The 24,000-nt window shown below is 67.2% G+C and carries 24 protein-coding genes; 7 read left to right on the top strand and 17 right to left on the bottom strand.

The window, feature by feature from the left end; translation table 11 throughout:
* Positions 1 to 83 precede the first annotated feature (83 nt).
* On the bottom strand, positions 84 to 710 hold the full coding sequence (gene lepB, locus ACUDTM_RS13535; RefSeq protein WP_005420745.1) for a signal peptidase I: 627 nt from the start codon (positions 708 to 710) through the stop codon (positions 84 to 86).
* A gap of 275 nt (positions 711 to 985) precedes the next feature.
* Here lepB and ACUDTM_RS13530 point away from each other — a divergent pair, with 275 nt between their 5' ends.
* A complete protein-coding gene (locus ACUDTM_RS13530; RefSeq protein WP_061480257.1) occupies positions 986 to 1,387 on the top strand; it encodes a hypothetical protein in 402 nt (133 codons plus the stop codon).
* A gap of 3 nt (positions 1,388 to 1,390) precedes the next feature.
* On the top strand, positions 1,391 to 1,837 hold the full coding sequence (locus tag ACUDTM_RS13525; protein ID WP_004153636.1) for a 3-dehydroquinate dehydratase: 447 nt from the start codon (positions 1,391 to 1,393) through the stop codon (positions 1,835 to 1,837).
* A 117-nt stretch (positions 1,838 to 1,954) separates the two neighbouring features.
* Here the strand turns inward: ACUDTM_RS13525 and dcp are convergent, their stop codons facing one another.
* From dcp to arfB, 3 genes are all read right to left on the bottom strand, one after another.
* The gene (gene dcp / locus ACUDTM_RS13520) at positions 1,955 to 4,111 is read right to left on the bottom strand and encodes a peptidyl-dipeptidase Dcp (RefSeq protein ID WP_061480256.1); all 2,157 of its coding nucleotides are present in this window, start codon (positions 4,109 to 4,111) and stop codon (positions 1,955 to 1,957) included.
* A 111-nt stretch (positions 4,112 to 4,222) separates the two neighbouring features.
* Positions 4,223 to 4,825 carry a lysophospholipid acyltransferase family protein gene (locus ACUDTM_RS13515; protein WP_088496708.1) on the bottom strand — a complete coding sequence of 201 codons (603 nt, stop codon included), beginning with the start codon at positions 4,823 to 4,825 and terminating at the stop codon, positions 4,223 to 4,225.
* A gap of 4 nt (positions 4,826 to 4,829) precedes the next feature.
* Positions 4,830 to 5,261 (bottom strand): alternative ribosome rescue aminoacyl-tRNA hydrolase ArfB, encoded by a 432-nt coding sequence (gene arfB, locus ACUDTM_RS13510; RefSeq protein ID WP_005420755.1) that lies wholly within the window; start codon positions 5,259 to 5,261, stop codon positions 4,830 to 4,832.
* 133 nt (positions 5,262 to 5,394) lie between these two features.
* Here arfB and ACUDTM_RS13505 point away from each other — a divergent pair, with 133 nt between their 5' ends.
* On the top strand, positions 5,395 to 5,928 hold the full coding sequence (locus ACUDTM_RS13505; protein WP_005420757.1) for a DUF2059 domain-containing protein: 534 nt from the start codon (positions 5,395 to 5,397) through the stop codon (positions 5,926 to 5,928).
* Between the two features lie 75 nt (positions 5,929 to 6,003).
* Here ACUDTM_RS13505 and ACUDTM_RS13500 read toward each other — a convergent pair whose 3' ends face one another.
* The 4 genes from ACUDTM_RS13500 to ACUDTM_RS13485 form a co-directional block, all read right to left on the bottom strand.
* Positions 6,004 to 6,771 carry a pseudouridine synthase gene (locus ACUDTM_RS13500; RefSeq protein ID WP_404830557.1) on the bottom strand — a complete coding sequence of 256 codons (768 nt, stop codon included), beginning with the start codon at positions 6,769 to 6,771 and terminating at the stop codon, positions 6,004 to 6,006.
* A gap of 107 nt (positions 6,772 to 6,878) precedes the next feature.
* Positions 6,879 to 7,430 (bottom strand): O-methyltransferase, encoded by a 552-nt coding sequence (locus ACUDTM_RS13495; protein WP_172412118.1) that lies wholly within the window; start codon positions 7,428 to 7,430, stop codon positions 6,879 to 6,881.
* A gap of 32 nt (positions 7,431 to 7,462) precedes the next feature.
* Complete coding sequence (gene ubiB, locus ACUDTM_RS13490; RefSeq protein WP_088496706.1) at positions 7,463 to 9,118, bottom strand: ubiquinone biosynthesis regulatory protein kinase UbiB; 1,656 nt, start codon at positions 9,116 to 9,118, stop codon at positions 7,463 to 7,465.
* On the bottom strand, positions 9,115 to 9,750 hold the full coding sequence (locus tag ACUDTM_RS13485; RefSeq protein ID WP_088496705.1) for a ubiquinone biosynthesis accessory factor UbiJ: 636 nt from the start codon (positions 9,748 to 9,750) through the stop codon (positions 9,115 to 9,117). The genes ubiB and ACUDTM_RS13485 overlap by 4 nt, the downstream gene beginning before the upstream one ends.
* Positions 9,751 to 10,141: 391 nt before the next feature.
* Between ACUDTM_RS13485 and ddlA the strand changes: the two genes are divergently transcribed.
* Positions 10,142 to 11,236 carry a D-alanine--D-alanine ligase gene (gene ddlA / locus ACUDTM_RS13480; RefSeq protein WP_088496712.1) on the top strand — a complete coding sequence of 365 codons (1,095 nt, stop codon included), beginning with the start codon at positions 10,142 to 10,144 and terminating at the stop codon, positions 11,234 to 11,236.
* A 76-nt stretch (positions 11,237 to 11,312) separates the two neighbouring features.
* On the opposite strand, the gene ACUDTM_RS13475 is transcribed toward ddlA, so the two are convergent.
* The 3 genes from ACUDTM_RS13475 to oleC all read right to left on the bottom strand — a co-directional run bounded on the left by ACUDTM_RS13475 (position 11,313) and on the right by oleC (position 14,197).
* A complete protein-coding gene (locus ACUDTM_RS13475) occupies positions 11,313 to 11,468 on the bottom strand; it encodes a DUF1328 domain-containing protein (protein WP_005407633.1) in 156 nt (51 codons plus the stop codon).
* A gap of 81 nt (positions 11,469 to 11,549) precedes the next feature.
* Positions 11,550 to 12,542 (bottom strand): 2-alkyl-3-oxoalkanoate reductase, encoded by a 993-nt coding sequence (gene oleD / locus ACUDTM_RS13470; protein ID WP_072167323.1) that lies wholly within the window; start codon positions 12,540 to 12,542, stop codon positions 11,550 to 11,552.
* The gene (gene oleC, locus ACUDTM_RS13465; RefSeq protein WP_353080334.1) at positions 12,539 to 14,197 is read right to left on the bottom strand and encodes an olefin beta-lactone synthetase; all 1,659 of its coding nucleotides are present in this window, start codon (positions 14,195 to 14,197) and stop codon (positions 12,539 to 12,541) included. The genes oleD and oleC overlap by 4 nt, the downstream gene beginning before the upstream one ends.
* A gap of 104 nt (positions 14,198 to 14,301) precedes the next feature.
* On the opposite strand from oleC, the gene ACUDTM_RS13460 reads away from it, so the two are divergent.
* Positions 14,302 to 14,733, top strand: coding sequence for a YkgJ family cysteine cluster protein (locus ACUDTM_RS13460; protein WP_005407630.1), 432 nt, complete (start codon positions 14,302 to 14,304; stop codon positions 14,731 to 14,733).
* Between the two features lie 76 nt (positions 14,734 to 14,809).
* Here the strand turns inward: ACUDTM_RS13460 and ACUDTM_RS13455 are convergent, their stop codons facing one another.
* From ACUDTM_RS13455 to ACUDTM_RS13440, 4 genes are all read right to left on the bottom strand, one after another.
* Positions 14,810 to 15,700, bottom strand: coding sequence for an alpha/beta fold hydrolase (locus ACUDTM_RS13455; protein WP_072167325.1), 891 nt, complete (start codon positions 15,698 to 15,700; stop codon positions 14,810 to 14,812).
* 140 nt (positions 15,701 to 15,840) lie between these two features.
* Positions 15,841 to 16,857: a 3-oxoacyl-ACP synthase III gene (locus tag ACUDTM_RS13450; RefSeq protein WP_005420782.1), complete on the bottom strand. Its 1,017-nt coding sequence runs from the start codon at positions 16,855 to 16,857 to the stop codon at positions 15,841 to 15,843.
* A gap of 102 nt (positions 16,858 to 16,959) precedes the next feature.
* Positions 16,960 to 17,277 (bottom strand): DUF4156 domain-containing protein, encoded by a 318-nt coding sequence (locus tag ACUDTM_RS13445; RefSeq protein ID WP_005407628.1) that lies wholly within the window; start codon positions 17,275 to 17,277, stop codon positions 16,960 to 16,962.
* 152 nt (positions 17,278 to 17,429) lie between these two features.
* The gene (locus ACUDTM_RS13440; RefSeq protein ID WP_445391360.1) at positions 17,430 to 20,279 is read right to left on the bottom strand and encodes a M16 family metallopeptidase; all 2,850 of its coding nucleotides are present in this window, start codon (positions 20,277 to 20,279) and stop codon (positions 17,430 to 17,432) included.
* A gap of 416 nt (positions 20,280 to 20,695) precedes the next feature.
* Between ACUDTM_RS13440 and ACUDTM_RS13435 the strand changes: the two genes are divergently transcribed.
* Both ACUDTM_RS13435 and ACUDTM_RS13430 read left to right on the top strand, forming a co-directional pair.
* Positions 20,696 to 21,172, top strand: a complete 477-nt coding sequence (locus tag ACUDTM_RS13435; RefSeq protein WP_014035556.1) for a hypothetical protein — start codon at positions 20,696 to 20,698, stop codon at positions 21,170 to 21,172.
* 69 nt (positions 21,173 to 21,241) lie between these two features.
* Entirely contained in the window at positions 21,242 to 21,721 is a 480-nt protein-coding gene (locus ACUDTM_RS13430) for a tRNA (cytidine(34)-2'-O)-methyltransferase (RefSeq protein ID WP_061479351.1), read from the top strand.
* A 303-nt stretch (positions 21,722 to 22,024) separates the two neighbouring features.
* Here the strand turns inward: ACUDTM_RS13430 and ACUDTM_RS13425 are convergent, their stop codons facing one another.
* The gene (locus ACUDTM_RS13425; RefSeq protein WP_445391359.1) at positions 22,025 to 22,510 is read right to left on the bottom strand and encodes a hypothetical protein; all 486 of its coding nucleotides are present in this window, start codon (positions 22,508 to 22,510) and stop codon (positions 22,025 to 22,027) included.
* Positions 22,511 to 22,591: 81 nt separating this feature from the next.
* Complete coding sequence (locus tag ACUDTM_RS13420; protein WP_024956299.1) at positions 22,592 to 23,755, bottom strand: acyl-CoA dehydrogenase family protein; 1,164 nt, start codon at positions 23,753 to 23,755, stop codon at positions 22,592 to 22,594.
* Positions 23,756 to 24,000: the final 245 nt, after the last annotated feature.

The raw sequence follows: 24,000 nt of genomic DNA, 5'->3' as shown, positions 1-24,000 counted from the left end.
ACGGGCCTCAGACTAGGCCCGTCTATCCAGTCGATCCATAACCTGATAGGTCATGATTGATATACGAGAAGTATCAATTCAGCTTACAGGCGCTGCCACTCGAAGCCGTCGCCCCGGCGGTAGTACACCGCCACCGCGCGGCCGTAGAGCTTGTCGGCGTCGACGAAGCCGAAGAAGCGGCCATCGAAGCTGTTGCCGCGGTGGTCACCCAGCACCAGCACCTTGCCGGCCGGCACCACCAGGTCGGCGATGTCCGGACCGCCGCCCATGTCCAGATCAAGGCGGGCGCGTCGCTCGCCGAAGGCTTCCACGTCCTGCAGGTCGGCCATCTGCAGCGGCTGCCCGTTGATGCTCAGATGGCCCTCGCGCATCTGCACATGGTCACCGGCCACCGCCGCGACGCGCTTGATCAGGCGGGTGCCGTCGGCCGGTGAGTCGAAGACCGCCACCTCGCCACGCTGCGGGGTGCCGGTCGCCATCAGTTCCGTGTTGGTGAACGGCAGGCGCAGGCCATAGGCGCGCATGTCCACCACCACCCGGTCGCCGGGCTGCAGGGTCGGCTGCATCGAACCACTCGGCACCACGTAATGGTTGGCCAGGGTATCGCGGGCGGCGGCGAGCAGGCCGAGCATCACCAGCAGCGGCAATGCCTCCTTCTTCAGCCAGGCCACGGCGCGTTGGGAAAAGGGGGGACGGGCAACAGCATCCATGACAGGCTCCGGTTGGGTGGTGGCTGCATCAGACCACATCCGGGCGCAAGAGGTTCCCGCGCCGCGCTCCTGTAGAGCCGAGCCCATGCTCGGCTTGTTCTTTGTAGCGTCGAGGTTGCCCGACTGGGGCGCAGAGCAGCCGAGCGTAGGCTCGGCTCTACATGAAGGGTTACGCAGGTTTTACGCCCCGGTCCGGCCGCGGGCATCGCACCTTTACGGGCAGCACGCGCATCGTGTGCCCACCGCGCCACACGGCGCATTCCGCAAGGTGTTGTATGACCCTCCTGGTGATCCGCCACGCCTCTTCGTCGGCACCGCGTCCCCAACTGCCGGCACAGCTGGCCGGCCATCGCGTGCTGTGCAGTGATTGCGCCAGCCTGTCCGAGGTACGCCAATGCCTGTGCCAGCCGCAGGCGCGCTCGGCCGACTGGGTACTGCTGGATGTCGGTGCCGCCGACGAGGCGCAATGGCAGGCCGAAGGTGGCGCGCTGCAGGCGGCGCTGGAACGGCTGCCGGCGCAGTACATCGAGTTGCAGGCGCCCAGCGAACCTGGTCTGGATGCACGCCTGCGCCTGCAGCACGGCCCCGCCGCCGTGGTGGTCGACCAGCGCAGCCAGCAGGCCGGTTACCCGTTGTCGCTGGCCATTGTCGGCCGCCGCCTGGCGCAGGAGAGCTGAGTCATGTCGATCTTCATCATCCGCGGCCCGGAAGCGGCCGGCGCCCTGATCCGCACCGCGATGCCGCTGCCGGCACCGGTCCTGAAGTCGCTGGTGCATCGCGCGATCGACGCCGGCACCAGCGTGGCGATCCGCGCCTGCGGTTCGGAACAGGAACTACTCGATGCGCTGCGCGTGGCCGACCACAGCCGTGGCGAGGTGACGCTGCTCGATCCGGGTGCGTGTGCCAACAGTCTGCGCCTGCAGCGGCTGCTGCCCTATCTGCACAACGCGTACGTAGAGGTGCATGACGACGGCGCGGTGGCCGAACCGTGCCTGCCGGCCGGTGTCGGCCAGCGCCTGGGCATTGCTGCTGGGTATGGCGCGCAGAGTTATGTGCTGGCGCTGGATATCGCGCTCGACCACCTGGGCCTGGCCGAGCAGGCCAACCGGGTGCACGTGGGGACGTGATCCGCTTGTGTAGAGCCGAGCCTATGCTCGGCTGCGTCTCCAGAAAAAGCCAGCCGAGCATGGGCTCGGCTCTACACAAAGAAAAACGGCGGGGTTGCCCCCGCCGTTTTCGCTTTCTTATTTCAGCCCGCGGAACTTCAGCAGCGGTTCCACCGACGGGTCCTTGCCGCGGAAATCGCGGTACAGGGTCGACAACTCCACGCTGTTGCCGCGCGAGAGGATCTTGTCGCGGAACTCCTGGCCGTTGGCCGCAGTCAGGCCACCGTGTTCGGTGAACCACTGGTAGGCGTCATGGTCCAGCACTTCGGCCCAGAAGTAGGCGTAGTAACCGGCCGAGTAACCACCACCCCAGATGTGGTCGAAGTAGGTGGTGCGGTAACGCGGCGGCACCTGCGGCAGGTCGACCTTGAACTTCTTCAGCGCGCTGGCTTCAAAGGCACCGACATCCTGCAGCGGCGCATCGGCCTTCTGCGTGTGCCAAGCCAGGTCGAGCAGCGCGGCCGACAGGTATTCGGTGGTCGCATAGCCCTGGTTGAAGCTGCGCGCCTTGAGAATCTTGTCGACCAGTTCCTGCGGCATCGCCTCGCCGGTCTTGTAGTGCTTGGCGTAGTTGGCGAACACCTTCGGGTCCAGTGCCCAGTGCTCGTTGAACTGCGACGGGAACTCGACGAAGTCACGCGAGGTGGCGGTGCCGGCGATCGACGGGTACTTCACGTTCGAGAACATGCCGTGCAGCGCATGGCCGAACTCATGGAACATGGTGGTGACGTCGTCGAAGCTGATCAGCGCCGGCTGGCCGGCGGCCGGCTTGGTGAAGTTGCAGACGTTGTAGACCACCGGCTTGGCACCGGTCAGGCCGTCCTGCTCGACGAACACGTCCATCCAGGCGCCGCCGGACTTGCTGTCACGCTTGAAGTAGTCGGTGTAGAACAGGGCCAGCGAGGTGCCGTCCTTGTCGAACACTTCGTACACCTTCATGTCCGGGTTGTAGGTCGGAATGTCGGTGCGCGGCTTGAAGGTGATGCCGTACAGCTGGGTGGCGGCGTAGAAGACGCCGTTCTGCAGCACGTTGTCCAGTTCGAAGTACGGCTTGATCTGCGACTCGTCCAGATCGTACTTGGCCTTGCGCACCTGCTCGGCATAGAAGTCCCAGTCCGAAGCGGCGACCTGGAATCCGCCCTTCTGCGCGTCGATGACCTTCTGGATCTCACCGGCCTCGGCGCGCGCCTTGGCGGTGGCGGCCGGCACGGTGTCGGTCAGCAGCTTGAGCGCGGCCGCCGGAGTCTTGGCCATCTGGTCGCCCAGCTGGTAGTCGGCGAAGGTGTCAAAGCCGAGCAGCTTGGCCTTCTGCGCACGCAGCTGGGCCAGGCGCTGCACGGTCTGCCGGGTGTCGTTGGCATCACCGCGCTCGGCGCGGGTTTCAGAGGCCTTCAGCACGGCGGCACGCTGGTCGCGATCGCTCAGCGAGCCGAGCACCGGCTGCTGGGTGGTGTTCTGCAGCGGCAGCAGGAATTTGCCATCCAGCTTGCGGTCCTTGGCGGCGGCCGCAGCATTGTTGATCGCGCCCTCGTCCAGGCCGGCCAGCTTGGCCTTGTCGTCAACGACAACAGCCGCAGCGGCGGTCGCGGCCACCAGGCGGGTGTGGAACTGGGTGGAGAGCGTGGTCTCTTCCACGTTGAGCTTGCGCAGGGTCGCCTTGTCAGCGTCGGACAGCTGCGCACCGGCGCGCACCAGGCCATCGTAATAGTGCTCGACCAGGCGCTTCTGAACCGGGTCCAGCTCCAGCGTGTCACGCTGGTCGTACAGCGACTTCACGCGCGCGAACAGCTTCGGATCGAGGTTGATCTCATCCTGGTGCGCGGCCAGCTTCGGCGCCACTTCTTCCTGGATCTTCTGGCGCGCATCGTTGGTGTCGGCCTGGACCAGGCCGAAGAAGATGCGCGACACGCGGGTCAGGGTCTCGCCGCTGCGCTCCATCGCCACGATGGTGTTGTCGAAGGTGGCCGGCTCGCTGCTGTCGGCGATCTTGCGCACGTCGGCCAGGTGCTGGCGCATGCCTTCTTCGAACGCCGGCAGGTAGTCGCTGTCCTTGATCTTGTCGAACGGCGGGGCCTGGAACGGCAGCGTGCTGGCACTCAGCAGCGGATTGGTGGAGGCTTCGGCCGGCTGCTGGGCCGGGGTCTTCTGGGCATCGGACACGGGGGTGGACTCCTTGCCGGAACAGGCCGCCAGCGCCAGGCTGATGGCGGCGGCCAGGACTACGGTACGCGACATGTAAAAACGCTCCTTGGGCAGACGGTATGGATACCAGCCCTCCACCCTACTCCTGTCGCGCTCGCCCGGCATGTGCCGGACGTGGCGTCTATGCGGCGGCCTGCGGCCGGCTCAGACCGTGCCGCGGGTCTTGCCGATCCAGGGCCGGTAGAACTCGCGGATGGCAGCCATGTCGGCCATATCGTCGCCGCTCGGGGTGAACAACGGACCGATGCCGATGGTCTTTTCCGGATAGTGGAAATACGCAGTCAGGATCGGCACGTCGGCCATCCGGGCGATCTTCAGGAAGCCGGCCTTCCAGTCCTTCACCGCCTTGCGGGTGCCCTCGGGGGTGATGGCGAACCACATCTTCTCGTTGTTGCGCAGCAGGTCCACCGCCTGGCCCACCGTGCCCTGTGGCGAGCTGCGATCGAGCGGAATCACGCCCAGCCGGTGCAGCAACGGGCCCAGCGGCCACCAGAACAGCGACGCCTTGCCCAGCACCTTCACCTTCATGCCGAGCGCGATCTTCGCCGCCATGCCCCACAGCCCGTCCCAGTTGGACGAATGCGGGGCGATGATGAAGACCAGCCTGGGGATGTCAGGCAGGGTGCCGGTCACCTTCCAGCCCCCCATGCGCAGGGTGCAGCGCGCCAGCCAGCGCAGGAAGGCGTTGGGTTTGACCTGCGGCATCTGCGGCGGGACGGCCGGCAGCAACGAAGTCGGGTTGTTCAAGCAATCACTCCCAGTCACGTGATGAGCGCCCGCGCTTGATCTGCGCGCGCCCGCGTTTGGCGTCCAGACGACGCAGTTTCGACCCGAGGGTCGGCTTGGTGGCCTTGCGCGGTTTGGGCACGCTCAGCCCGGCCTGGATGAAGGCCGCCAGCCGCTCGCGCGCATCCTCGCGATTGCGATCCTGGGTGCGGAAACGTTGCGCGTCGATGACCAGCACGCCTTCGCCGGTCATGCGCCGGTCACGCCGCGCCAACAGCCGCGCGCGCAACGGTTCGGGCAACGAGGGCGAGTTGGCCACGTCGAAACGCAGTTCCACCGCAGTGGACACCTTGTTGACGTTCTGGCCGCCGGCGCCACTGGCGCGCACGAACCGCTCGACGATCTCGCCGTCGGGGATTTCAAGCTGCGCGCTGATGGTGACCGGTCCACTGCCCATCCGCGCATTGTAGCGGCAGCCACGTGGTGGAGTGCGCCATCGCGCCCCGTATGCCGCCGATCAGGCGCCGAACACGCCGCCTTCGCCTGGGCTGCAGGTATGCTGGCGGTCCCATGTACCGCAGGAAGCCCGCATGACCCGCTTCGCACCCGCCCTGCCGTCCCTGCTGCGCCGCGCCGCCCTGCTGCTGGCACTGGCCACGGCCAGCGTCCCGGCACTGGCCGCCCCGCCGACCGACGGCGACATCAACCGCCTGCTGTCGGCCTCGCGCGCGCAGAGCATGATCGACACCATGGTGCCGCAGATCGAAGCCATGCAGCAGCAGCAGTTCCAGCAGGTGGCCGCGCAGCGCCAGCTCACCGCCCAGCAGCAGGAACAGCTGAAGCGGATCCAGGCGCGGACCAGCCAGACCCTGCGCCAGGCCATGTCGTGGCAGCAGCTGCGGCCGATGTACGTGGACCTGTACAAGAAGACGTTCAGCAAGGAAGACGTGCTGGCGATGGCCGAGTTCTACGAGAGCGCGGCAGGCCAGAGCCTGCTGGACAAGACCCCGGCACTGATGCAGAACGTGATGGTGGCCATCCAGGCGCGCATGCAGCCGCTGTTTGCGGACCTGCAGAAAGACCTGGAAGCGATCGTCAACGAGCCGGAAAAGAAACGAGAATGAGGTAGTGCCGGCCGCTGGCCGGCTCCCCAGTACACCTGGAATCACGCAGCTGCCGGCCAGCGGCCGGCACTACCGTCAAACTGCGTCCACCTGCCAGCCGAACAGGTCCAGTGCCTTCTGGAACTGGCGGTCCAGCGGCGCACTGACATCCACGTTGCCGCCCTCCGGATGCGGAAAACGCAGGCGCTCGGCGTGCAGCAGCATGCGGTGCACGCCCTGCATGCGGAAGACGCGGTTGTGGCGCCCATCGCCGTGGCTGGTATCGCCGATCATGTGATGCGAGAGGTGCTTGAGGTGACGGCGGATCTGCCGGAAGCGCCCGGTCTGCGGCTGGCAGCGCAGCAGCGCGTAGCGCGAGCTGCTGAATTCGCCCACCGGCACCGACAGCTCGCCAGTGGCCAGGCGCTGGAAATCGGTGATCGCCGGCTTCTTCACCGGCTTGCCCGGCCCGCCATCCAGATCATGGTCCACCCGCCAGGACAGCTCGGCCGGCCAGCCTCGGCAGACTGTCAGGTAGTCCTTGGCCACTTCGCCACCCATCAGTGCCTTGCCCAGCGAACTGGCAGTTTCGCGGTCGAAGGCCAGCAGCAGGCAGCCACTGGTGGCCCGGTCCAGGCGGTGCACGAGGAAGATCGGCCGCCCCAGCTGCTCACGCAGGCGGTCGGCCAGGAAATCATCTTCGCCACGGGCCAGCTTGCTGTCGTGGACCATCAGCCCGGCAGGCTTGTTGACCACGGCCAGGCGCTCATCCAGGTGCAGCAGCTGCAGGGGCGCGGTTTCAGTCTCGACCGCGGCGAGGGTGTCAGGTTCGGTACTCACCGCGGGATTATCGTGGCTGGGCACTGAATGGGGTAGAGCCGGCCGCTGGCCGGCTGCCTCCGGGCAGTTGGATTGCGGCGGCTGCCGGCCAGCAGCCGGCACTACCGGATCACGCGCGGGCAGCGTGGCAATCAGCCGTTGCGCACGGCCAGCAGTTCGCCGTTGCCCACCGGCACCAGGCTGGTGCTGAAGTCCGGATCGGCATCCAGCAGCAGGCACAAGGGTTTCATCTCTTCCGCGTGCGACGTGGCGTTGTCCACCACCAGCAGGCCCCCTGGCCGCAGCACGCGGCGCACCTGCGGCCACCAGCCGGCGTACTGCCCGCGGTCCGAATCCAGGAACAGCAGGTCGATGCAGCCTTCGCCGGCCTCTGCCAACCACTGCCCGGCATCGCCATGCACCAGCGTGATGTGCGCGGCCAAGCCGCTGCGCGCGAACGTGGATCGCGCCATCGCCACCTTGTCCTCGGCGACTTCCAGCGTGGTCACGTGGCCGTCGATGGCGGCGGCGGCTTCGGCCAGCCACAGCGTGGAGTAGCCATTGGAGGTGCCGATTTCCAGTACACGGCGTGCGGTGCCGAAACGCACCAGCACCGACAGGAATTCACCGGTATCCGGCGTGATGTTGAGCATGCGCCGAGCGCGCTCGGTTTCATGCGCGTCGTTTTCAGCACCGAAGTGCATCAGTTCGTTCTTCAGCGTCTGCAGCACCGGGTCTATCTCCACCACGCGCGCGCCAGCGCCAGCGCGCCGACGGCGCCGGACACCCAGCTCCACATCGGCAGGTCGCCCCAGTACCAGCCCGGCGGCTGCAGCATGTACATCAGCGCGGCGATGGCCAGCAGGCCGACGCCGGTGATCGCGCCGACCGCGCGCTTCTGCAGGCGCTGCACGCTGGCATCCAGCGCAACCAGATCGCGCGAGCGCATCGCCAGCTCGTGGCGCCCCTCCACCTGCTGGGTCAGCCAGGCGTGTACGAGGCGCGGCATGTCCGGTGCGTGGGTCATGATTTCCGGCAACCGCTTGCCGATCTCGCGCACGACCCGGCGTGGGCTGTAGCGCTCGCGCAGGATCTTCGCCAGCACCGGCTTGGCCACCGCCCAGATATCGATCTGCGGATCCAGCTGGCGGCCGACACCTTCGATGTTCAGCAGGGTCTTCTGCAGCAGGATCAGCTGCGGCTGCAGGGTCAGCTGGTAGCGCTGCGCCACGCGGAACAGCTTCATCAGCACTTCGGCCAGCGAGATCTGCGACAGCGGACGGGTGAAGTACGGCTCGCACACCGAACGCACGGCCGCTTCCAGATCATCGATGCGCACGTTGTCCGGCATCCACCGCGCCTGCACGTGCAGTTCGGCGATGCGGCGGTAATCGCGGTTGAAGATGGCCATGAAGTTCTCAGCCAGGTAGTACTGATCCTCCTGCGACAGCTGGCCCATGATGCCGAAGTCCAGCGCGATGAATCGCGGGTTGGCGCGGCGGCCCGGATCGGTGTCGACCCAGATGTTGCCGGCGTGCGCATCGGCATGGAAGAAGTTGTCGCGGAACACCTGGGTGTAGAAGACCCGCACGCCCTTGGCGGCCAGTGCCTTGCGGTCGATGCCCGCCTTGTCGAGCGCGGCGATGTCGTCGGACGGAATGCCCCACACGCGCTCCAGGGTCAGCGCGCGCTCGGCGGTATGGCTCCAGATCACTTCCGGCACGTACAGGTCGTCGCTGTTCTCCCAGAAGCGGCGCAGCACGCTGGCATTGGCGCCTTCGCGCTGCAGGTCCAGCTCGGCGGCGAGGGTGTTCTCGACTTCGGCCACCACTTCGCGCGGTCGGATCTTGTCGGCACGCGGATGGGTACGCTCGACCAGCGCGGCCAGCGAGTTGAGCAGGGCGATGTCGGCATCGATCTGCTTCTCGATGCCCGGGCGCAGCACCTTGACCACCACCTGGCGGCCATCGGCCAGCGTAGCCGCATGCACCTGCGCGATCGAAGCCGAGGCCAGTGGTTCGGTATCGAAGCTGGCGAACGCCTCGCTGACCGGCAAGCCAAGCGCTTCCTCGACAATGCGACGCGCGGTGTCACCGTCGAACGGCTTGACCCGGTCCTGCAGCAGGGTCAGTTCGTTGGCCACGTCCGGCGGCACCAGGTCGCGGCGGGTGGACAGGATCTGGCCGAACTTGACGAAGATCGGGCCGAGGTCCTGCAGCGCCAGGCGCAGGCGCGCACCGCGCGACTGTGCGGCGATGTCGGCCGAGGCACGCGGCACGAACGGCTTGGCCAGGCGCAGCCAACGCTCGGCCGGCGTGCCCTGCAGCAGGTCGTCAAGGCGGTAACGCAGGATCACCCGGCCGATGCGGCTCGCCCGCAGCACGGCCTTCATGCGGCACCCCGCAGGCGCTGCACCCGCGCGCCAAGACGCTCGACGTCATCGCGCAGCACGTCCACATCATCGTGGAAGGCATCCAGTTCGGCGCGCGGCACCACGTCGCGCGATTCCTCGGTGATGAATTCGGCGGCGCTGTGGGCCAGGTCGATCGCACCCTGGCGCGCGTGCTGCAGGGCGCTGCGCAGGGTGTTGGCGACCTGCACGCCCAGTACCTCGCCAAACACGCTGACGAACGGCTGCTGCCAGTCCGGGTCGAAGCCCTTGGCCAGCTGCTGCAGGCGCCGCGCCAGTTCGGCGTCGCCGGCCACGCGTACACGGCCCTTGTTGTTGGACTCGCCGCGCCGTGCGTTGGCCAGCAGCGGCAGCTGCGCCAGCACGCCGGCCAGGCTGCTACGCACGGCCAGGTCGGCTTCCTGCGCATCCACCGGGCCGACCCCCAGCTGGTCGCCGTCGACGCTGATGCGCATCGCCAGCGACGGCGCTTCCAGGGTCAGGTCGATGTGCCGGCCATCGAGGCTGGCCAAGGCATGGCGGGTATCCGGATCCAGCGCCAGCGCGCGGTTCAGGGCGATCTGCAGGGCGCGGCCAGCGACCGGCTTGAGGGACTTGAGCAGGGAAAGAGCCATGGGCGCATTCTACCTGCGTGGGTGGGGGGCTTGGGCCGGGCTGCCGCCCGGCACCCGCAGATGCATCAGCCAGGGCAACATCAAAAGCTGGCTATCCGTGGGATGGCGGGGTGGGTCCGGTTGCGGGGGACGCTGCAAGTACGTCCATGTAAGCTCGGTCGCGCCATCCATGGCGCTCACGCCCCCGCAACCGGACCCACCCCGCCTTCGACAGCTTGCTGCGATCTGTCGGGACGGCATTCTGTGTTGCTGTTGGTGGGTGTCGACCTTGGTCGACACGGCAGATCCACGCCATGCGTGGATGGATATCCGGTTCATCTGTGCCTCACGCGGAGGGCTGATGAAGGTTCATGCTATGAGGCCACGCAACGCACAGGACATCGCATTCCCCATGGCACGGACCCGGGTCGGCATCATCTTCGGGGGCAAGTCTTCCGAGCACGAAGTTTCACTGCAGTCGGCGAAGAACATCCTCGATGCGCTCGATCGCGAGCGCTTCGAGCCGGTGCTGGTCGGCATCGACAAGCAGGGGCAGTGGCACCTGAGCCAGCCGGAGACGTTCCTGATCAATGCCGAAGATCCCTCGCGCATCGCGCTGCATCGCTCCGGCACGTCGCTGGTGGTGCGCCCGGGCGCCGAGCAGGGGCAGCTGCAGCCGTGCGATGCGGCCTACGCGCTCGGCCAGGTCGATGTGGTGCTGCCGATCGTGCACGGGCCGCTGGGCGAGGACGGCGCGCTGCAGGGCCTGCTGCGCATGGCCAACCTGCCCTTCGTCGGTTCGCCGGTACTGGGCTCGGCAGCGGCGATGGACAAGGACGTGACCAAGCGCCTGCTGCGCGACGCCGGGCTGCAGGTGGCGCCGTGGCTGTGCATCCGCCGCCACCAGGTGGCGGAAGTGGATGTCGATGCGGTGATCGCCCGGCTTGGCCTGCCGCTGTTCGTGAAGCCGGCCAACCAAGGCTCATCGGTAGGCGTGAGCAAGGTCAAGGATGCGGCGGGCTTTGCCGGAGCGCTGGCATTGGCGCTGCGCTACGACCACAAAGTGCTGGTGGAATCGGCGGTGATCGGCCGCGAGATCGAGTGCGCGGTGCTGGGCAACGAACATCCGCAGGCCAGCCTGTGCGGCGAGGTGGTGGTGCACGACGAGTTCTATGCTTACGACACCAAGTACATCAACGCCGATGGTGCCGAGGTGGTGGTACCCGCGGATATCGATGCTGCAACCCAGGCGCGGATCCAGCAGACCGCTCTGCGGGCCTACCAGGCGCTGGAGTGTGCCGGCATGGCGCGCGTGGATGTGTTCCTCACCGCGGGCGGCGACATCATCATCAACGAGGTCAACACGCTGCCCGGCTTCACCCGCATCAGCATGTACCCGAAGCTCTGGGGTGCCAGCGGCGTGGACTACACCACGCTGATCACCCGCCTGATCGAGCTGGCGCTGGAGCGCCATGAAGCCGATCGCGAACTGCAGAGCGCTGTATAGCGTTGTTATCGCCCGCAGAGTCGAGCATGGCTCGACTCTGCGGAAAGCGATACCGGCCAGCGGCCGGCACTACCAGCTAGCCTCGCTTGCGGAACATCGAGATCACCGCAAGGATCAGGAACACCACGAACAGGATCCAGGCGATGTTCGTTGCGGCGCCGGCAATTCCGGAGAAACCCAGAACGGCGGCGATGATGGCGATGACAAAGAAGATGATGGCGTAGTGCAGCATGGCGCTCCTCGCGGGTGGTCGAGCCTTGGATGGCGTGGGTCCATCCTCCCGATCCTGCGGTGTGCAACCAGTGATGGCGATCTATGCAGCAGATGAAGCCTTCAGCCTGCGCAGCCCTTCTTCGATGCTGACCTGCGGCACGTAGCCGAAGTCACGGCGCGCCGGTTCCATGCTGTACCAGTGCGGCGTGCACAGCTGCTCGGCCAGGAAGCGGGTCAGCGGCGGCTCGCCGCGCAGGCGCAGCAGCGGCCACAGCCGCTCGCAGACGGCGCCGATGCGGTAGGCGGTCTTGAAGCTGATCGCCTTGTCCACGGATGGCGCACCCACCGCAGCCAACAGCTTGTTCACCAGCTCGCGCATCGGCAACGGCTCGCCGTTGGAGATGAAGTAGGCCTTGCCCGCACACGCAGCGCCCGGTGCCAGGGCGTCAAAGGCGAGGAAGTGCGCCAGCGCGGCGTTGTCGATGTAGGTGGTATCGACCTTGTTGTTGCCATCGCCGACCAGGCGCAGGCGTCCCTGCCGCGCACGCTCGGCCAGCCTCGGCACCAGCTGCTGGTCACCGGGGCCCCAGATCAGCCGCGGGCGCAGTGCCACCGTCGCCAGCGACGCATCGTTGGCGGCCAGCACGCGCTGTTCGGCGATTGCCTTGGTGGCCGCATACGGCGCCTGGAAATCTTCGCCGTACGGCACCTCGTCAGCCCCGAGGCCTTCCACCGGGTGCGTGGCACGATGGGTCACGCTGGGCGTGGAGGTGTAGACCAGCCGGTTGATGCCATGCACGCGGCAGGCCGCGAGGACGTTGTCGGTGCCGACCACGTTGGCCTGGTGGTAGCTGTCATAGCTGCCCCATGCGCCGGCCTTGGCGCCGTTGTGGAACACCGCATCGACGCCGGCCACCGCATGCAGCACCGCCTGCGCATCGGCCAGATCACCGCGGATCTGGCCCACGCCCATCGCCTGCAGTTCCGGGTAATGACTGCGGTTGAACGCCAGCACCTGGTGGCCACGCTCGACCAGCCCGCGGCACAGCGCCTGCCCAAGGAAACCACCGCCACCGGTGACCAGGATCTTCATGCGCGCTTCTCCAGTTCGGCGCTGGCCCAGACGGCGAGCTTTTCGCGGCCGATCTTGGCGTTGTGACGGATATCGACGGGGAACGCCGGATGCACCAGGAAGTGCTGCAGGCCGGCCTCTGGCAGGCGGGCGGCCGCGTGCGCACGCAGCGCTTCCTGCAGCGCCGGGCTGTCGGACCGGCCGCGCTGCAGTTCCACGCACAGCACCGGCACCTGCGCACCGGCGGCGCCGACGCCGACCAGTGCCGTGCGCGCCACGCCGGCCACGGTGTTGAACACCGGCTCGACCTGCTCGGTGTACAGCGGCCCGCGCGCGGTTTCCACGCGCTGGGTCTTGCGCCCGCAGAACCACAGGCGGCCCTGCACATCGAAATAACCGACGTCGCCCATGCGATGCACCACGCGGGTTCTGCCATCGACCAGCGTCTCGCGGATCTTCGCCGCCGCAGTGGCCTGCGGGCGGTTGAAGTAGCTGTCGGTGGCGGTCGGCCCGGCCACGGTGATTTCCCCCACTTCCCCCACCCCCAGCACCCGCGCCTGTGACCAGTCCGGCAGCGGTGCGTCGTCGATGGCGATGATGCGCACCTCGTTGGGGGCCACCACGTTGCCCACGCAGGTGCCGGCACCGGCCTCGGTCGCCGCGCGGGTGCGCTCCAGTTCGCGGCCTTCGACCACCGCCACCGGCAGGCACTCGGTGGCGCCATAGGGAGTCCAGAACTGCGCATCAGCCGGCAGCAGGCTGCGGATGGTGGCGACCACGTCCGGCGGCACCGGTGCCCCGGCCGAGGTCACCCGGGTCACCGTCGGCAGTGGCCGCCCGTGCCGGGCCAGCACCCGCATCAGCGCTGGCGAGCCGAACAGCTGGGTCACGCCGAAGCGCTGGATGGCATCGTGCAGGCGTCCCGGGTCGGCCTGCGCCGGCCGCGTCGGGTCCATGTCCGGGATCACCGAGGTCAGCCCCAGCGCCGGGTCGAACAGCGCGAACGGTGGGAAGGTCGGCAGGTCCACCCCACCCGCTTCCATGCCGAAGGCACTGCCCAGCAACTGGATCTGGCCGACGAAGTGGCGGTGGCGGTAGACGACGCCCTTGGGCACGCCGGTGGAGCCGCTGGTGAACAGGATCGCCGCCATGTCCTCGCCATCGGTGTCGGCCAGCATCGGCCCAGCGCTGGCGCCAGCGCGCTCCAGCGCGGCCAGCGTGGTGCCGCCCCAGCCGAGGCGGCGGCCGACCGTCACCAGCCGGGTGGCCGACGGCGCCCAGCGCAGCACCAGCCGCGCCACATGCGCCAGCGGAATGCCGATGAAAGCCTGCGGCTGCGCCTCGTCCAGGCACTGCTTCAGCGCGCGCCGGTCGATGCCCGGATCGACCAGCACCGGCACTGCGCCCAGCTTGAACAGCGCGAACATCAGCAGGAAGAACTCCGGAGAAGGCCGCACCATCACCACCGTGCGCACGCCACGGCCGATCCCGTAGCCGGCCAGGCCGGCGGCCATGGCATCACTGCGGGCGTCCAGCTGACGGTAATCGAGGGTGACATCGTAGGCGGCCATGCCGTTGCCGGCGCCGCGGCGGCCGGGGCAGCGGATGGCGATCTGGTCGGGGCGTTCACGCGCCAGTTCAGGCAGCCGTGCGGCGATATTGCAGGGTCGGTTCATCCGTTCATTGTCGCCGCTTACGGAATTTCTTGCGCGGCGGCCCACTTCGTGGAAAATCCGCTCCCTCGTTCCTGATTCCGACTGCCGCCCGAGGCGGCTTGCCCATGCAACATCCCTGCATGACCTGCGGCGCCTGCTGCACCCAGTACCGCGTGGCCTTCCACTGGATGGAATCGGACGAGGTCACCCCCGGCGGCGTGCCGCATCAGCTCACCGAGGTGCTGGATCCGCACCGCCTGTGCATGCGCGGCACCCATTCCAAGCCGGTGCGCTGCGTCGCGCTGGATGCGCAGATCGGCGTGTATTCACGCTGCACCATCCACCCCAATCGACCCAGCGTGTGCCGTGAGGTGGATGCATCGTGGGAATACGGCAAGGCCAGCCCGCAGTGCGACAAGGCGCGCATTGCCTATGGCCTGGATCCGCTGACGCCGGCCGACTGGCGCTGGCGCGATGACGCCGACAATGACGACGATCACCCGGACGACAACGGCAACAGCCCGTCCTCGCCGCCGCAGGCACCGGTCGCCGCGTAATCCGGTGTGCCGACCAACGGTCGGCACCCACCCATACCTTCCACTTGTGGGTGCCGACCGTTGGTCGGCACACCGATCAGATCGGGTTGGCGTCCAGGAACGCGCGGATCTCCGGTACCAGCACTTCGTGCTTGTCTTCCAGCACATAGTGGCCGGCGTCCTCGAAGGCATGCACCTGGGCCTGCGGCAGTGCGGCCTGGAAACCCTTCAGGAAATGATGGTCGAACACGAAGTCACGCAGGCCCCAGCCGAGGAAGGCCGGGCGGTCGGCGAACGAGGGCAGTGCCTTGCCGGCACGCTCCAGCAGCGACCAGGCCTTGTCGGCCGGCGACAGCGGGATGTCCTGCATGAAGCGGATGGTGCTGATGCGGTTGGCCCAGCTGTTATACGGCGACACGTAGGCGCGGCGCACATCGGCCGGCATCTTCCGCTCCACGCCCAGCCACGAGGCACCGGACGAGAACGCGTTGAAGCTGCGGATGATCCACTCGCCGATCTTCCAGTGGCGGCCCAGCGCGATCTGCCACGGCATCTTCTTCGCCGCCGGCATCGGGAAGGCAGCGGTGTTGAGCACGACCAGGCGCTTCACCTGGTCGTGGTGCGACAGCGCCCAGCCGAACCCGATCATGCCGCCCCAGTCGTGCACGGCCAGGGTCACCGGGCCGGTGATGCCCAGGTGCTTCAGCAGCGCATCAAGATCGTCCACGCGCGACTGCAGCGTGTACTCATAGCGGCTGTCGTCCGGCTTGTCCGACAGGCCCATGCCGATGTGGTCCGGCACGATGCAGCGGTAGGTGTCCGACAGGCCGGCCACCAGCGTGCGCCAGTAATAGCTCCACGACGGGTTGCCGTGCACCATCACCACCACCTCGCCATCGCGCGGGCCCTCGTCGAGATAGTTCATCGACAGGCCGGGGCGGACCTCGAAGCGCTGCGGGTGGGCGGGGTAACCGGGAAGATCGCGCATGCGGAGCACCTAAGGAGAGTCGCGGCGCAATGTAGAGCCGAGCCGTTGCTCGGCTGCTCTCCGGTCCGCTGCGGAAGAGCCGCGCTGCGCGCGTGAGCCGAGCATGGCTCGGCTCTACAGGAGGTCGGGCAACGGGCTGCTTACCAGACCACTTCAGCCATCGAGCAGTTCAGGCCCGAGCCAATACCCAGAAGCGCGATGCGATCGCCCTTCTTCAGCTTGCCCAGCTGCTTGAGCTTGCTCAGCACGATCGGCACCGAGGCCGGGCCGATGTTGCCGTGCTCGCCGAAGATGGTCATGACCTTCTTCGGGTCGATGCCGAAGTTCTTGATGAACGCGGCGGTGTGCGGCTGGCTGACCTGGTGGATCACGAACTGGTCCAGCTCCTCCACGGCCCAGCCGAGTGCGATCTTGGCGGCGCTGAAGGTCTTCTGCGCCAGCTTGATGCCTTCGATCAGCAACAGGCGGGTGTCGGTGACCATGCGGTCCAGGTTGCCCAGGCACAGCTGGTTCCACTCGGTGGCCGAGCGGGTCACGCCGCCCTTGTAGCGCGGCGCGTCCGGCACCAGCTCCGCGCGCGCCATCACCATCGCGGCGGCGCCCGACCCGGTGGTCAGCGCGGCCAGCTCGTTGCGGAAGTCGTCGGCGGTGACGTCCGGGGCGGTCATGCGCTCCAGGGTCTTCTCGTACACCAGGTTGGCGGTCTCGCCGTCCACCACCAGCGCGTAGTCGATATCACCGCGCTCGATCATGCGCGCCGCGATGTCCATGCCGTTGATGAAGGCCAGGCAGGCATTGGCGACGTCGAAGGTCATGCATTCGTCGCTGACACCGAGGTTGCCCGACACGATCGAGGCCGTGGACGGCTCCAGGTAGTCGCGGCTGACCGAGGTGTTGACCAGCAGGCCGACCTGGGTCGCGGTGATGCCCGCGTCTTCCAGTGCCTTGCGGCCGGCCATGGTGGCGGCGTCCGACGCCAGCACGCCGTTGTCCCACAGGCGGCGGGCGTGGATGCCGGCGATGTCGCCGAGCACATCGGTGCGGATACCCAGGCGATCCAACGTCGGCTGCAGGCGTTCGTTGATTTCCTTGGTCGTCAGCGTATGCGGTGCGTCGACGTGTGCCAGGCCGGCGATCGAGACATTCTTGAAGAGCATCGAGGTTAGCGCCAAGGCTCAGGCAAAAGGGGGCGCTATTCTATAACCCCCGGGCTTTCACCGCATCTTTACGAATTCAGCCTCGGCCGTATGGTGAAGCGTTCAGCGCGGCGGGCACTGGAACGCGGCGAAGCGCTGGCTGCCATCGGCGGGGGCCGCAGCGGCCTGGACGGCATTGGCACCGGCGCTCGGGGCCTCGTTGCGGGCCAGGGTTTCCAGCTCTTCCTGCACCCGCAGCGGGTTGCGGTTGTAGAAGCCGACCTTGCTCTTCACGGTGACCACCACCTCGCCCTTGGCGATGCAGCCGGCCGGAACCGGCCCTGCCGGCAGCACGCGGGTTGCCTTGCCGGCCGGTTCGATCGGCACCCAGGTACAGGCGGTGACGGTGAGCAGCAGGGAGGAAAGCAGCAGAACGCGCATGGGCAGATCCTGGAAGGGTATGGGGGGATTCTGCCTGAACAGCCTGAATCGGGGGTAGCCGGGGCTCTGACCCCGGATGCATGACGGGGTTGCCGGCCAGCGGCCGGCACTACCTGGGGAGGCCTGCCCGCCAGGGCGGGCAGGCACATCCCTTATTTCTTGACCGGGTTGCCTTCGGCGTCGATCACCGTCACCTCGCCCAGGTTCAGCGCGCGCACGGCCGCTTCGGTCTGCTTGAGGTCACCCACCACCACCCAGGTCAGGGCCTGCGGCTTGATCTCGGCGGCGGCCTGCTGCACCTGCGCCGGGGTCATCGCCTCGATCTCGGCCTTGCGCCGCAGCACATAGTCGTCCGGGCGCTTGAACTGCACGATCGAACCGATGGTCGACGCCACCGCACTGGCGGTCTCGTAGGCACCGGGCAGGCTCAGGGTCTGGATGTTGCGAATGCGGTTGACCTCGGCAGCGGTGGCCGGCTTGCTGCCATCGGCGAACGCGGCGATTTCCTTGCGCATTTCCGCCAGTGCCGGGCCGGTCTTGTCGATCTGCACCGGCGCGCTGGACATCCACGGGCGCTGGCCCACCGAATTGACCGCGCTGCTGCGCGCACCGTACGACCAGTGCTTGTCCTCGCGCAGGTTCATGTTCAGGCGCGAGGTGAAGTCGCCGCCGATCACGCCGTTGGCGATGTCGAAGCGGGTCGAGCTGGTGGCGCTGGAAGGTGCCACCACCTGGCCGGCAAACAGGTTGGCCTGTACCGCGCCCGGCTGGTCGATCAGGAACACGCGCGGGCCCTTCGGCAGCGCAACGTCGGTGGCCGCCTTCACCTGCGGGGCCTCGCCACTGGCCTTCCAGTCGCCCAGCTGCTTGTCCAGCAGCGGCACGATCTCGGCCAGGGTGGTGTCGCCGACCACGATCAGGGTGCCGTTCTGCGGGCGCAGCCAGTTGTGGTGGAAGTCGACCAGGTCCTCGCGGGTCAGGCCGTTGATCGCCGCCTCGTCACCGCTACCGGTGAACGGAATGGCATACGGGTGGCCCTTGCCATACAGCAGCGGGGGCAGCACGCGCATCGCCACCGCACCCGGGTTGACCTTCTCCTGCTGGATGCCCGCGATCCAGCTCGCCTTGACCCGGTCGATCTCGCCCTGCTCGAAGCGCGGCTCGCGCAGCAGGTCGCGGTACAGCGCCAGCGACGGCACCAGGTTTTCCTTCAGCGCCGACAGGTCCACGCTCATCGAGTCCAGGCCGGCCGAGGCATCCAGGCTGGCGCCCAGCGCATCCGCGGCGTCGGCGAAGGCCAGCGAGCCCAGCTTGCCGGCGCCTTCGGTCATCAGGCTCATGGTGAAGTTGGCGGTGCCCGGCTTGCGGCCCTGGTCGGCACTGAAGCCGCCCGGGAACTGGTAGCTGAACTGCACCACCGGAATCTCGTGGCGCTCGGCCAGGATCACCTGGGTACCGTTCTTCAGCGTCGCGCGCTGCAGCGCCGGGAACTTCAGCTGCGGGAACTCGCGGGTCTGCGGCACGCCGGCCTTGCGGTCGACCTGCTCGGGCAGGGTGCTGTACTTCGGGTCCACCGCCGGCACGGTGAACGGCTTCGGCGCCTGGCTCGGGTCTTCCTTCAGCGCCACGCGCTCACCCGGCGCGATCACCAGGGTGTGGCTGCCCTTGTCCAGCCACTGCGCGCCGAGCCGGCTCAGATCAGCAGCACTGGCCTTCTCGATGTTGGCCAGCGAGGTACGGAAGCAGCCCGGGTCGCCTGTGAACACCGCACATTCTGCAAGGGCGTCGGCCTTGCCGCCGAAGCCACCGATGCGCTCGATGCCGCGGATGAAGCCGGCGCGGGCACCGGTCTTGGCACGCTCCAGTTCGGCCGCGGTCGGGCCCTGCTTGATCAGCCGGTCCAGTTCCTCGTCGATGATCTTCTCGACCTTGGCCGGGTCCTGGCCCTGCTTGACCGTCGCCATGATCACGAAGTTCGAGCCCAACTGCGAGGTCGACAGGCCCGACGCGATGCTGTCCACCAGCTTGTCCTGGTGCTGCAGGCGCTGGCTCAGGCGCGAAGACTTCGCACCGCCCAGCACCTGCGCAAACAACTGCAGCTGATCGACCTCGGTGGTGCCGACCTGCGGCACGTTCCAGGCGCGGTAGATGCGCGCCTGCGGCACCTTGTCGGTCATCGTCTCGCGCGTGTCGGCACTACGCTTGGCCACGTTCACCGCCGGCTGCGCCATGGTCGGGCCGGCCGGGATGCTGCCGAAGTACCTGGCGACCTTTTCCTTGGCGGTGGCCAGGTCGATGTCGCCAGCCAGCACCAGCACCGCGTTGTTCGGGCCGTACCAGGTACGGAACCAGGTCTTCACGTCATCCAGCGACGCCGCGTTCAGATCGTTCATCGACCCGATCACGCCGTGGTGGTACGGGTGGCCCACCGGGTACAGCGCCTTGTTGAGCTGGTCCCAGGCCTGGCCGTAGGGCTGGTTCTCGCCCTGGCGCTTCTCGTTCTGCACCACGCCACGCTGCTCGTCCAGCGCGGCCTGGTCGATCGCACCGACCAGATGGCCCATGCGGTCCGATTCCATCCACAGCGCCATGTCCAGCGCGGTGGTCGGCACGTTTTCGAAATAGTTGGTGCGATCGGTGTTGGTGGTGCCGTTCTGGTTGGTGGCACCCACCTGCTTGAACGGTTCGAAGAATTCGCCGTCGTGGTTTTCGCTGCCCTGGAACATCAGGTGTTCGAACAGGTGCGCGAAGCCGGTACGGCCAGCCGGCTCGTCCTTGCTGCCCACGTGGTACCAGACGTTGACCGCAACGATCGGCGCCTTGCGATCGGTATGCACGATCACGCGCAGGCCGTTGGGCAGGGTGAACTGCTCGTACGGGATATCGACCTTGGCCGGTGCGGCCGGCTTGGCCGCCAGCGCATGGGAAGGCACAAGCGTGCCTAGGGCGGTGCTGAGGGCGACAGCCAGCAGTGCAGCGCGCGGGCGAAGGGCGAGAGACATATCCGGATCCTTGGTCACGAAGGTGAACCCCGATCCTAGCCTGCGCGCGCGGCGGCCGGAATCGGTCGCCAGTCACTGGGGGTGTTTGCCCAGATGACCATCCAGCCCGACGCCCAGGGGCGCTCTTGAAACGTCACAGACGCCGGCTGAAGGCGTCCGGACAGTGTCCGCGGCTTATCGAATGGACAGGTGTCCGCCCACCGGACACTTTCGGGACCACATAAAAGCCTTGCAAATCAACAACTAAAAGTTGGCACGCGGATTGCTTGGTACTTCCTGCACCAGGAAGGGCTTCAGACAAAAGCTGACTGAAGACTGAACAAATGCAGGAAATAGAAAATTTCTCTTGCATGCCCAGAATTGGTGTACTACCTTACTACCACACCACTGCTCACCAACACTAAACAGGCCCCGTCATGAACGCCAAGACCATTGCCATCGCCATCGCCCTGATCGCCGGCACCGCGGTTGTTTCGTCGGTGCAGGCCTCCGAATCCATCAAGACCCTGTCCACCGTGCAGGTTCGCCCGGCCGCCGACCAGCTGGCCCAGCAGGCCTGGGAACAGGCCAGCGGCATCCCGACCCTGGCCACCGTGGAAGTGCGCCCGAGCGCCGACCAGCTGGCCGAGCGCAACGGCTACGTCGCCGCCCCGGTCGCCGCCGCGATGCCGATCACCACGCTGGCCTCGGTGGAAGTGCGCCCGAGCCTGGAACAGCGCGTCGCCCTGGCCGCCGAACTGGAAGCCCAGCGCTACGCCGCGACCCTGGCTGCCGCCGCCACCAACGTCGCCAACTCGGTCATCGTCAACCTGCCGGCCCTGCAGGTGCGTCCGAGCGCCGCCGACCTGCAGGCCCTGGCCACCGAAACCGCCCAGGTCCTGCTGCGCCCGTAACCGGTGCCGCCCTGCCCCGCGCAGGGCGTGCGCCGTAAAGGCGGCGGTCGTCGCAGGTACACTGCGCCGATGAATGCCGCGCCCCAGTTCCACGTGATCCTGTTCCAACCGGAAATCCCGCCCAACACGGGCAATGTGATCCGGCTCTGTGCCAACACCGGCGCGCAGCTGCACCTGGTCGAGCCGCTTGGCTTCGCACTGGAAGACAAGCAGCTCAAGCGCGCCGGGCTGGACTACCACGAGTACTCGCGCCTGCAGGTGCACCCCGACCTGGACACCGCGCTGGCGCGGATCGCACCGAATCGGTTGTTCGCACTCAGTACCCGCGCCAGCGTGCGCTACGACAGCGTGGCCTTTGAAGAGGGCGATGCGTTTCTGTTCGGCCCGGAAAGCCGTGGCCTGCCGCAGGACGTGCTCGATGCACTGCCGGATGGCCGCCGCCTGCGCCTGCCGATGCGGCCGGACAACCGCAGCCTCAATCTTTCCAACACCGTTGCGGTGGTGATGTACGAGGCGTGGCGGCAGCATGGGTTTGCCGGTGGCGCGTAGCGCCACGCGTCTCTCTTCTGCCTGATTGTTGCTGTGGCGGGCGCATGCGTTCATGGGCGTTACTTTTCTTTCCGCGCGGAAAGAAAAGTAACCAAAAGAAACGCGCCGCCGTCTGCGAGCTGGTGCTGCGCACCGGTACCCTGCGCTCCTCGGCCCGCCGGGGGACGGCGCGGAACTCGCTGCGCTCAGACACCCGCGCCTCTTCGCCCCCGCCGGACCTGCGGTGCTCGGCTCGCTTCAAGGCGGACCCGACAGCCGCGCAGTAGATCCATGCCATGCGTGGATGCGTTCCGCCTGGATCAATCAGGGGCGCGCGCCATCGCGTTGTCCGGAACGCGTGCGATTGCCCACAGAAGAAAACTCCAGGCCATCAATATCGGCATGCGCACCGCACATGCCCAAGCCCGTTGCCGTCGGGTCGATCCCGCCGGATGAGACTCTCAGTACACCTGCATGTTTCTCGATAGCCACTGTGCCTGGTTCGGACTGATGAATCAGTTTTCCGCCTTCTGGCTTCATATGCAGCACGAAGGAGCAGACGTGCTGCATCGCCTGGGTACTGTGCAGCTCAACCGTATAGCCCAGTGATTCTTCGACAATCGACAGGCTGTCCCTGAACCCATCGCGGCAACTACGTCCGCTGCCCGGTTCGGTACACGGATCGCTCGCCTGCGAATAACTGCCTGCCCATGCCCCATCCCTGTTGCCTGCCCATGCCATCTGCAGCACGGAGGCTTGGAAGAGCAGCGGGAGGCACAACAGCTGCCTCACAGCGGAATTGTTCTTCATTCAGCTTGCATCTCCGGATAGGCGTCCCTTGCCGCCCACCCTACCCGCAATGCCGGCCAGCGGCCGGCACTACCGGTGCACTCAGAACGCGTTGATGCCGGTCAGTTCGCGGCCGATCACCAGCTGGTGCACGGTCTCGGTGCCCTCGTAGGTGATCACCGATTCCAGGTTCAGCGCGTGTCGGATCGCCACGTGCTCGGTGGTGATCCCAGCCCCACCCAGCAGATCGCGACACTCGCGGGCGATGTCGATCGCCATGCGGCAGTTGTTCCATTTGGCCAGGCTGACCTGCTGCGGTTGCAGCTGGCCGGCTTCCTTCAGCCGGCCGAGCTGCAGCGCCAGCAACTGCGCGGTGGTGATCCGGCGGGCCATCTCGGCCAGCTTGATCTGCGCGCTCTGCGTGGCCGCCAGCGGACGACCAAACAGCACGCGCTCCTTGGCATAGCCCAGCGCTTCATCCAGGCAGGCAATCGCCGCACCGATCGGCCCCCAGCTGATGCCGTAACGGGCCTGGGTCAGGCAGCCCAGCGGCCCCTTCAGGCCCTTCACGTTCGGCAGGCGATGGCTGTCGGGCACGCGCACGTCATCGAAGAACAGCGCGCCGGTCAGCGACGCGCGCAGGCTCATCTTGTGCTTGATCTCCTGCGTCGTGAAGCCGGCCATGCCCTTTTCCAGCACGAAGCCCTGGATGCCGTCCTCGGTCTGTGCCCAGACGATGGCCAGGTCGGCCACCGGGCCGCTGGTGATCCACATCTTGCTGCCGCTGATGCGCCAGTCGCTGCCGTCGCGCACCGCGCGGGTCTTCATGCTGGCCGGGTCGGACCCACCGTGCGCCTCGGTCAGGCCGAAGCAGCCGATCAGTTCGCCGCGTGCCATCGCCGGCAGCCACTGCTGGCGCTGTTCCTCGCTGCCGTACGCGTAGATGGGATACATGCACAGCGAGCTCTGCACCGAAACGAAGCTGCGCAGGCCCGAATCGCCGCGCTCCAGCTCCTGGCAGATCAGGCCATAGCTGACCGCGCCGAGACCACCGCCGCCGTACTCGGTCGGCAGGGTCGCGCCCAGCAGGCCCAACGAGGCGATCTCCGGCACCAGTTCGTCGGGGAAGCGGGCCTGGTCGAAAGCATCGCCGATGATCGGCAGCACGCGCTCGTTGGTGAAGCGGGCGACGCTCTCCTGCACTGCGCGCTCTTCCTCGTTGAGCAGGGAACGGACATCGAACAGATCGTACGGATGCAAAGCCATGGCACTCACGCGCAGTCAGGACCCGGCCATTGTCGGTCATCCGGGCAGAGCGTGCCGACCAAGGTCGGCACCCACCAGAGCTGCAGCACTACGCTGCAATGCAGCAATCGTGGTGTGAACATCGCTGATCTAGCTCGATCACGCGCGTACCGGTACCCTGACACATTCAAACAACCGTTTCGCCCGTGGCCGCACGCGCGATTCCCAGGCACCGCCGGTGGCCCCGATGCCGGCCCTACCCACGA

Source organism: Stenotrophomonas maltophilia group sp. vghtpe118, assembly GCF_052605195.1.
Note: the sequence above shows the minus strand (reverse complement) of the source record. Positions and strands in the feature narration are given on the sequence as shown.

Coding starts and splice junctions, on each gene's coding strand:
- ACUDTM_RS13530 (WP_061480257.1), top strand. CDS start 986: ATGACCCTCCTGGTGATCCGCCACGCCTCTTCGTCGGCACCGCGTCCC.
- ACUDTM_RS13440 (WP_445391360.1), bottom strand. CDS start 20,279: ATGTCTCTCGCCCTTCGCCCGCGCGCTGCACTGCTGGCTGTCGCCCTC.
- ACUDTM_RS13425 (WP_445391359.1), bottom strand. CDS start 22,510: ATGAAGAACAATTCCGCTGTGAGGCAGCTGTTGTGCCTCCCGCTGCTC.
- ACUDTM_RS13485 (WP_088496705.1), bottom strand. CDS start 9,750: ATGGCTCTTTCCCTGCTCAAGTCCCTCAAGCCGGTCGCTGGCCGCGCC.
- ubiB (WP_088496706.1), bottom strand. CDS start 9,118: ATGAAGGCCGTGCTGCGGGCGAGCCGCATCGGCCGGGTGATCCTGCGT.
- oleD (WP_072167323.1), bottom strand. CDS start 12,542: ATGAAGATCCTGGTCACCGGTGGCGGTGGTTTCCTTGGGCAGGCGCTG.
- ACUDTM_RS13525 (WP_004153636.1), top strand. CDS start 1,391: ATGTCGATCTTCATCATCCGCGGCCCGGAAGCGGCCGGCGCCCTGATC.
- dcp (WP_061480256.1), bottom strand. CDS start 4,111: ATGTCGCGTACCGTAGTCCTGGCCGCCGCCATCAGCCTGGCGCTGGCG.
- ACUDTM_RS13435 (WP_014035556.1), top strand. CDS start 20,696: ATGAACGCCAAGACCATTGCCATCGCCATCGCCCTGATCGCCGGCACC.
- ACUDTM_RS13475 (WP_005407633.1), bottom strand. CDS start 11,468: ATGCTGCACTACGCCATCATCTTCTTTGTCATCGCCATCATCGCCGCC.
- ACUDTM_RS13455 (WP_072167325.1), bottom strand. CDS start 15,700: ATGCGCGATCTTCCCGGTTACCCCGCCCACCCGCAGCGCTTCGAGGTC.
- ddlA (WP_088496712.1), top strand. CDS start 10,142: ATGGCACGGACCCGGGTCGGCATCATCTTCGGGGGCAAGTCTTCCGAG.
- ACUDTM_RS13460 (WP_005407630.1), top strand. CDS start 14,302: ATGCAACATCCCTGCATGACCTGCGGCGCCTGCTGCACCCAGTACCGC.
- ACUDTM_RS13445 (WP_005407628.1), bottom strand. CDS start 17,277: ATGCGCGTTCTGCTGCTTTCCTCCCTGCTGCTCACCGTCACCGCCTGT.
- arfB (WP_005420755.1), bottom strand. CDS start 5,261: ATGGGCAGTGGACCGGTCACCATCAGCGCGCAGCTTGAAATCCCCGAC.
- ACUDTM_RS13450 (WP_005420782.1), bottom strand. CDS start 16,857: ATGCTCTTCAAGAATGTCTCGATCGCCGGCCTGGCACACGTCGACGCA.
- ACUDTM_RS13430 (WP_061479351.1), top strand. CDS start 21,242: ATGAATGCCGCGCCCCAGTTCCACGTGATCCTGTTCCAACCGGAAATC.
- ACUDTM_RS13505 (WP_005420757.1), top strand. CDS start 5,395: ATGACCCGCTTCGCACCCGCCCTGCCGTCCCTGCTGCGCCGCGCCGCC.
- ACUDTM_RS13495 (WP_172412118.1), bottom strand. CDS start 7,430: ATGCACTTCGGTGCTGAAAACGACGCGCATGAAACCGAGCGCGCTCGG.
- ACUDTM_RS13420 (WP_024956299.1), bottom strand. CDS start 23,755: ATGGCTTTGCATCCGTACGATCTGTTCGATGTCCGTTCCCTGCTCAAC.
- lepB (WP_005420745.1), bottom strand. CDS start 710: ATGGATGCTGTTGCCCGTCCCCCCTTTTCCCAACGCGCCGTGGCCTGG.
- oleC (WP_353080334.1), bottom strand. CDS start 14,197: ATGAACCGACCCTGCAATATCGCCGCACGGCTGCCTGAACTGGCGCGT.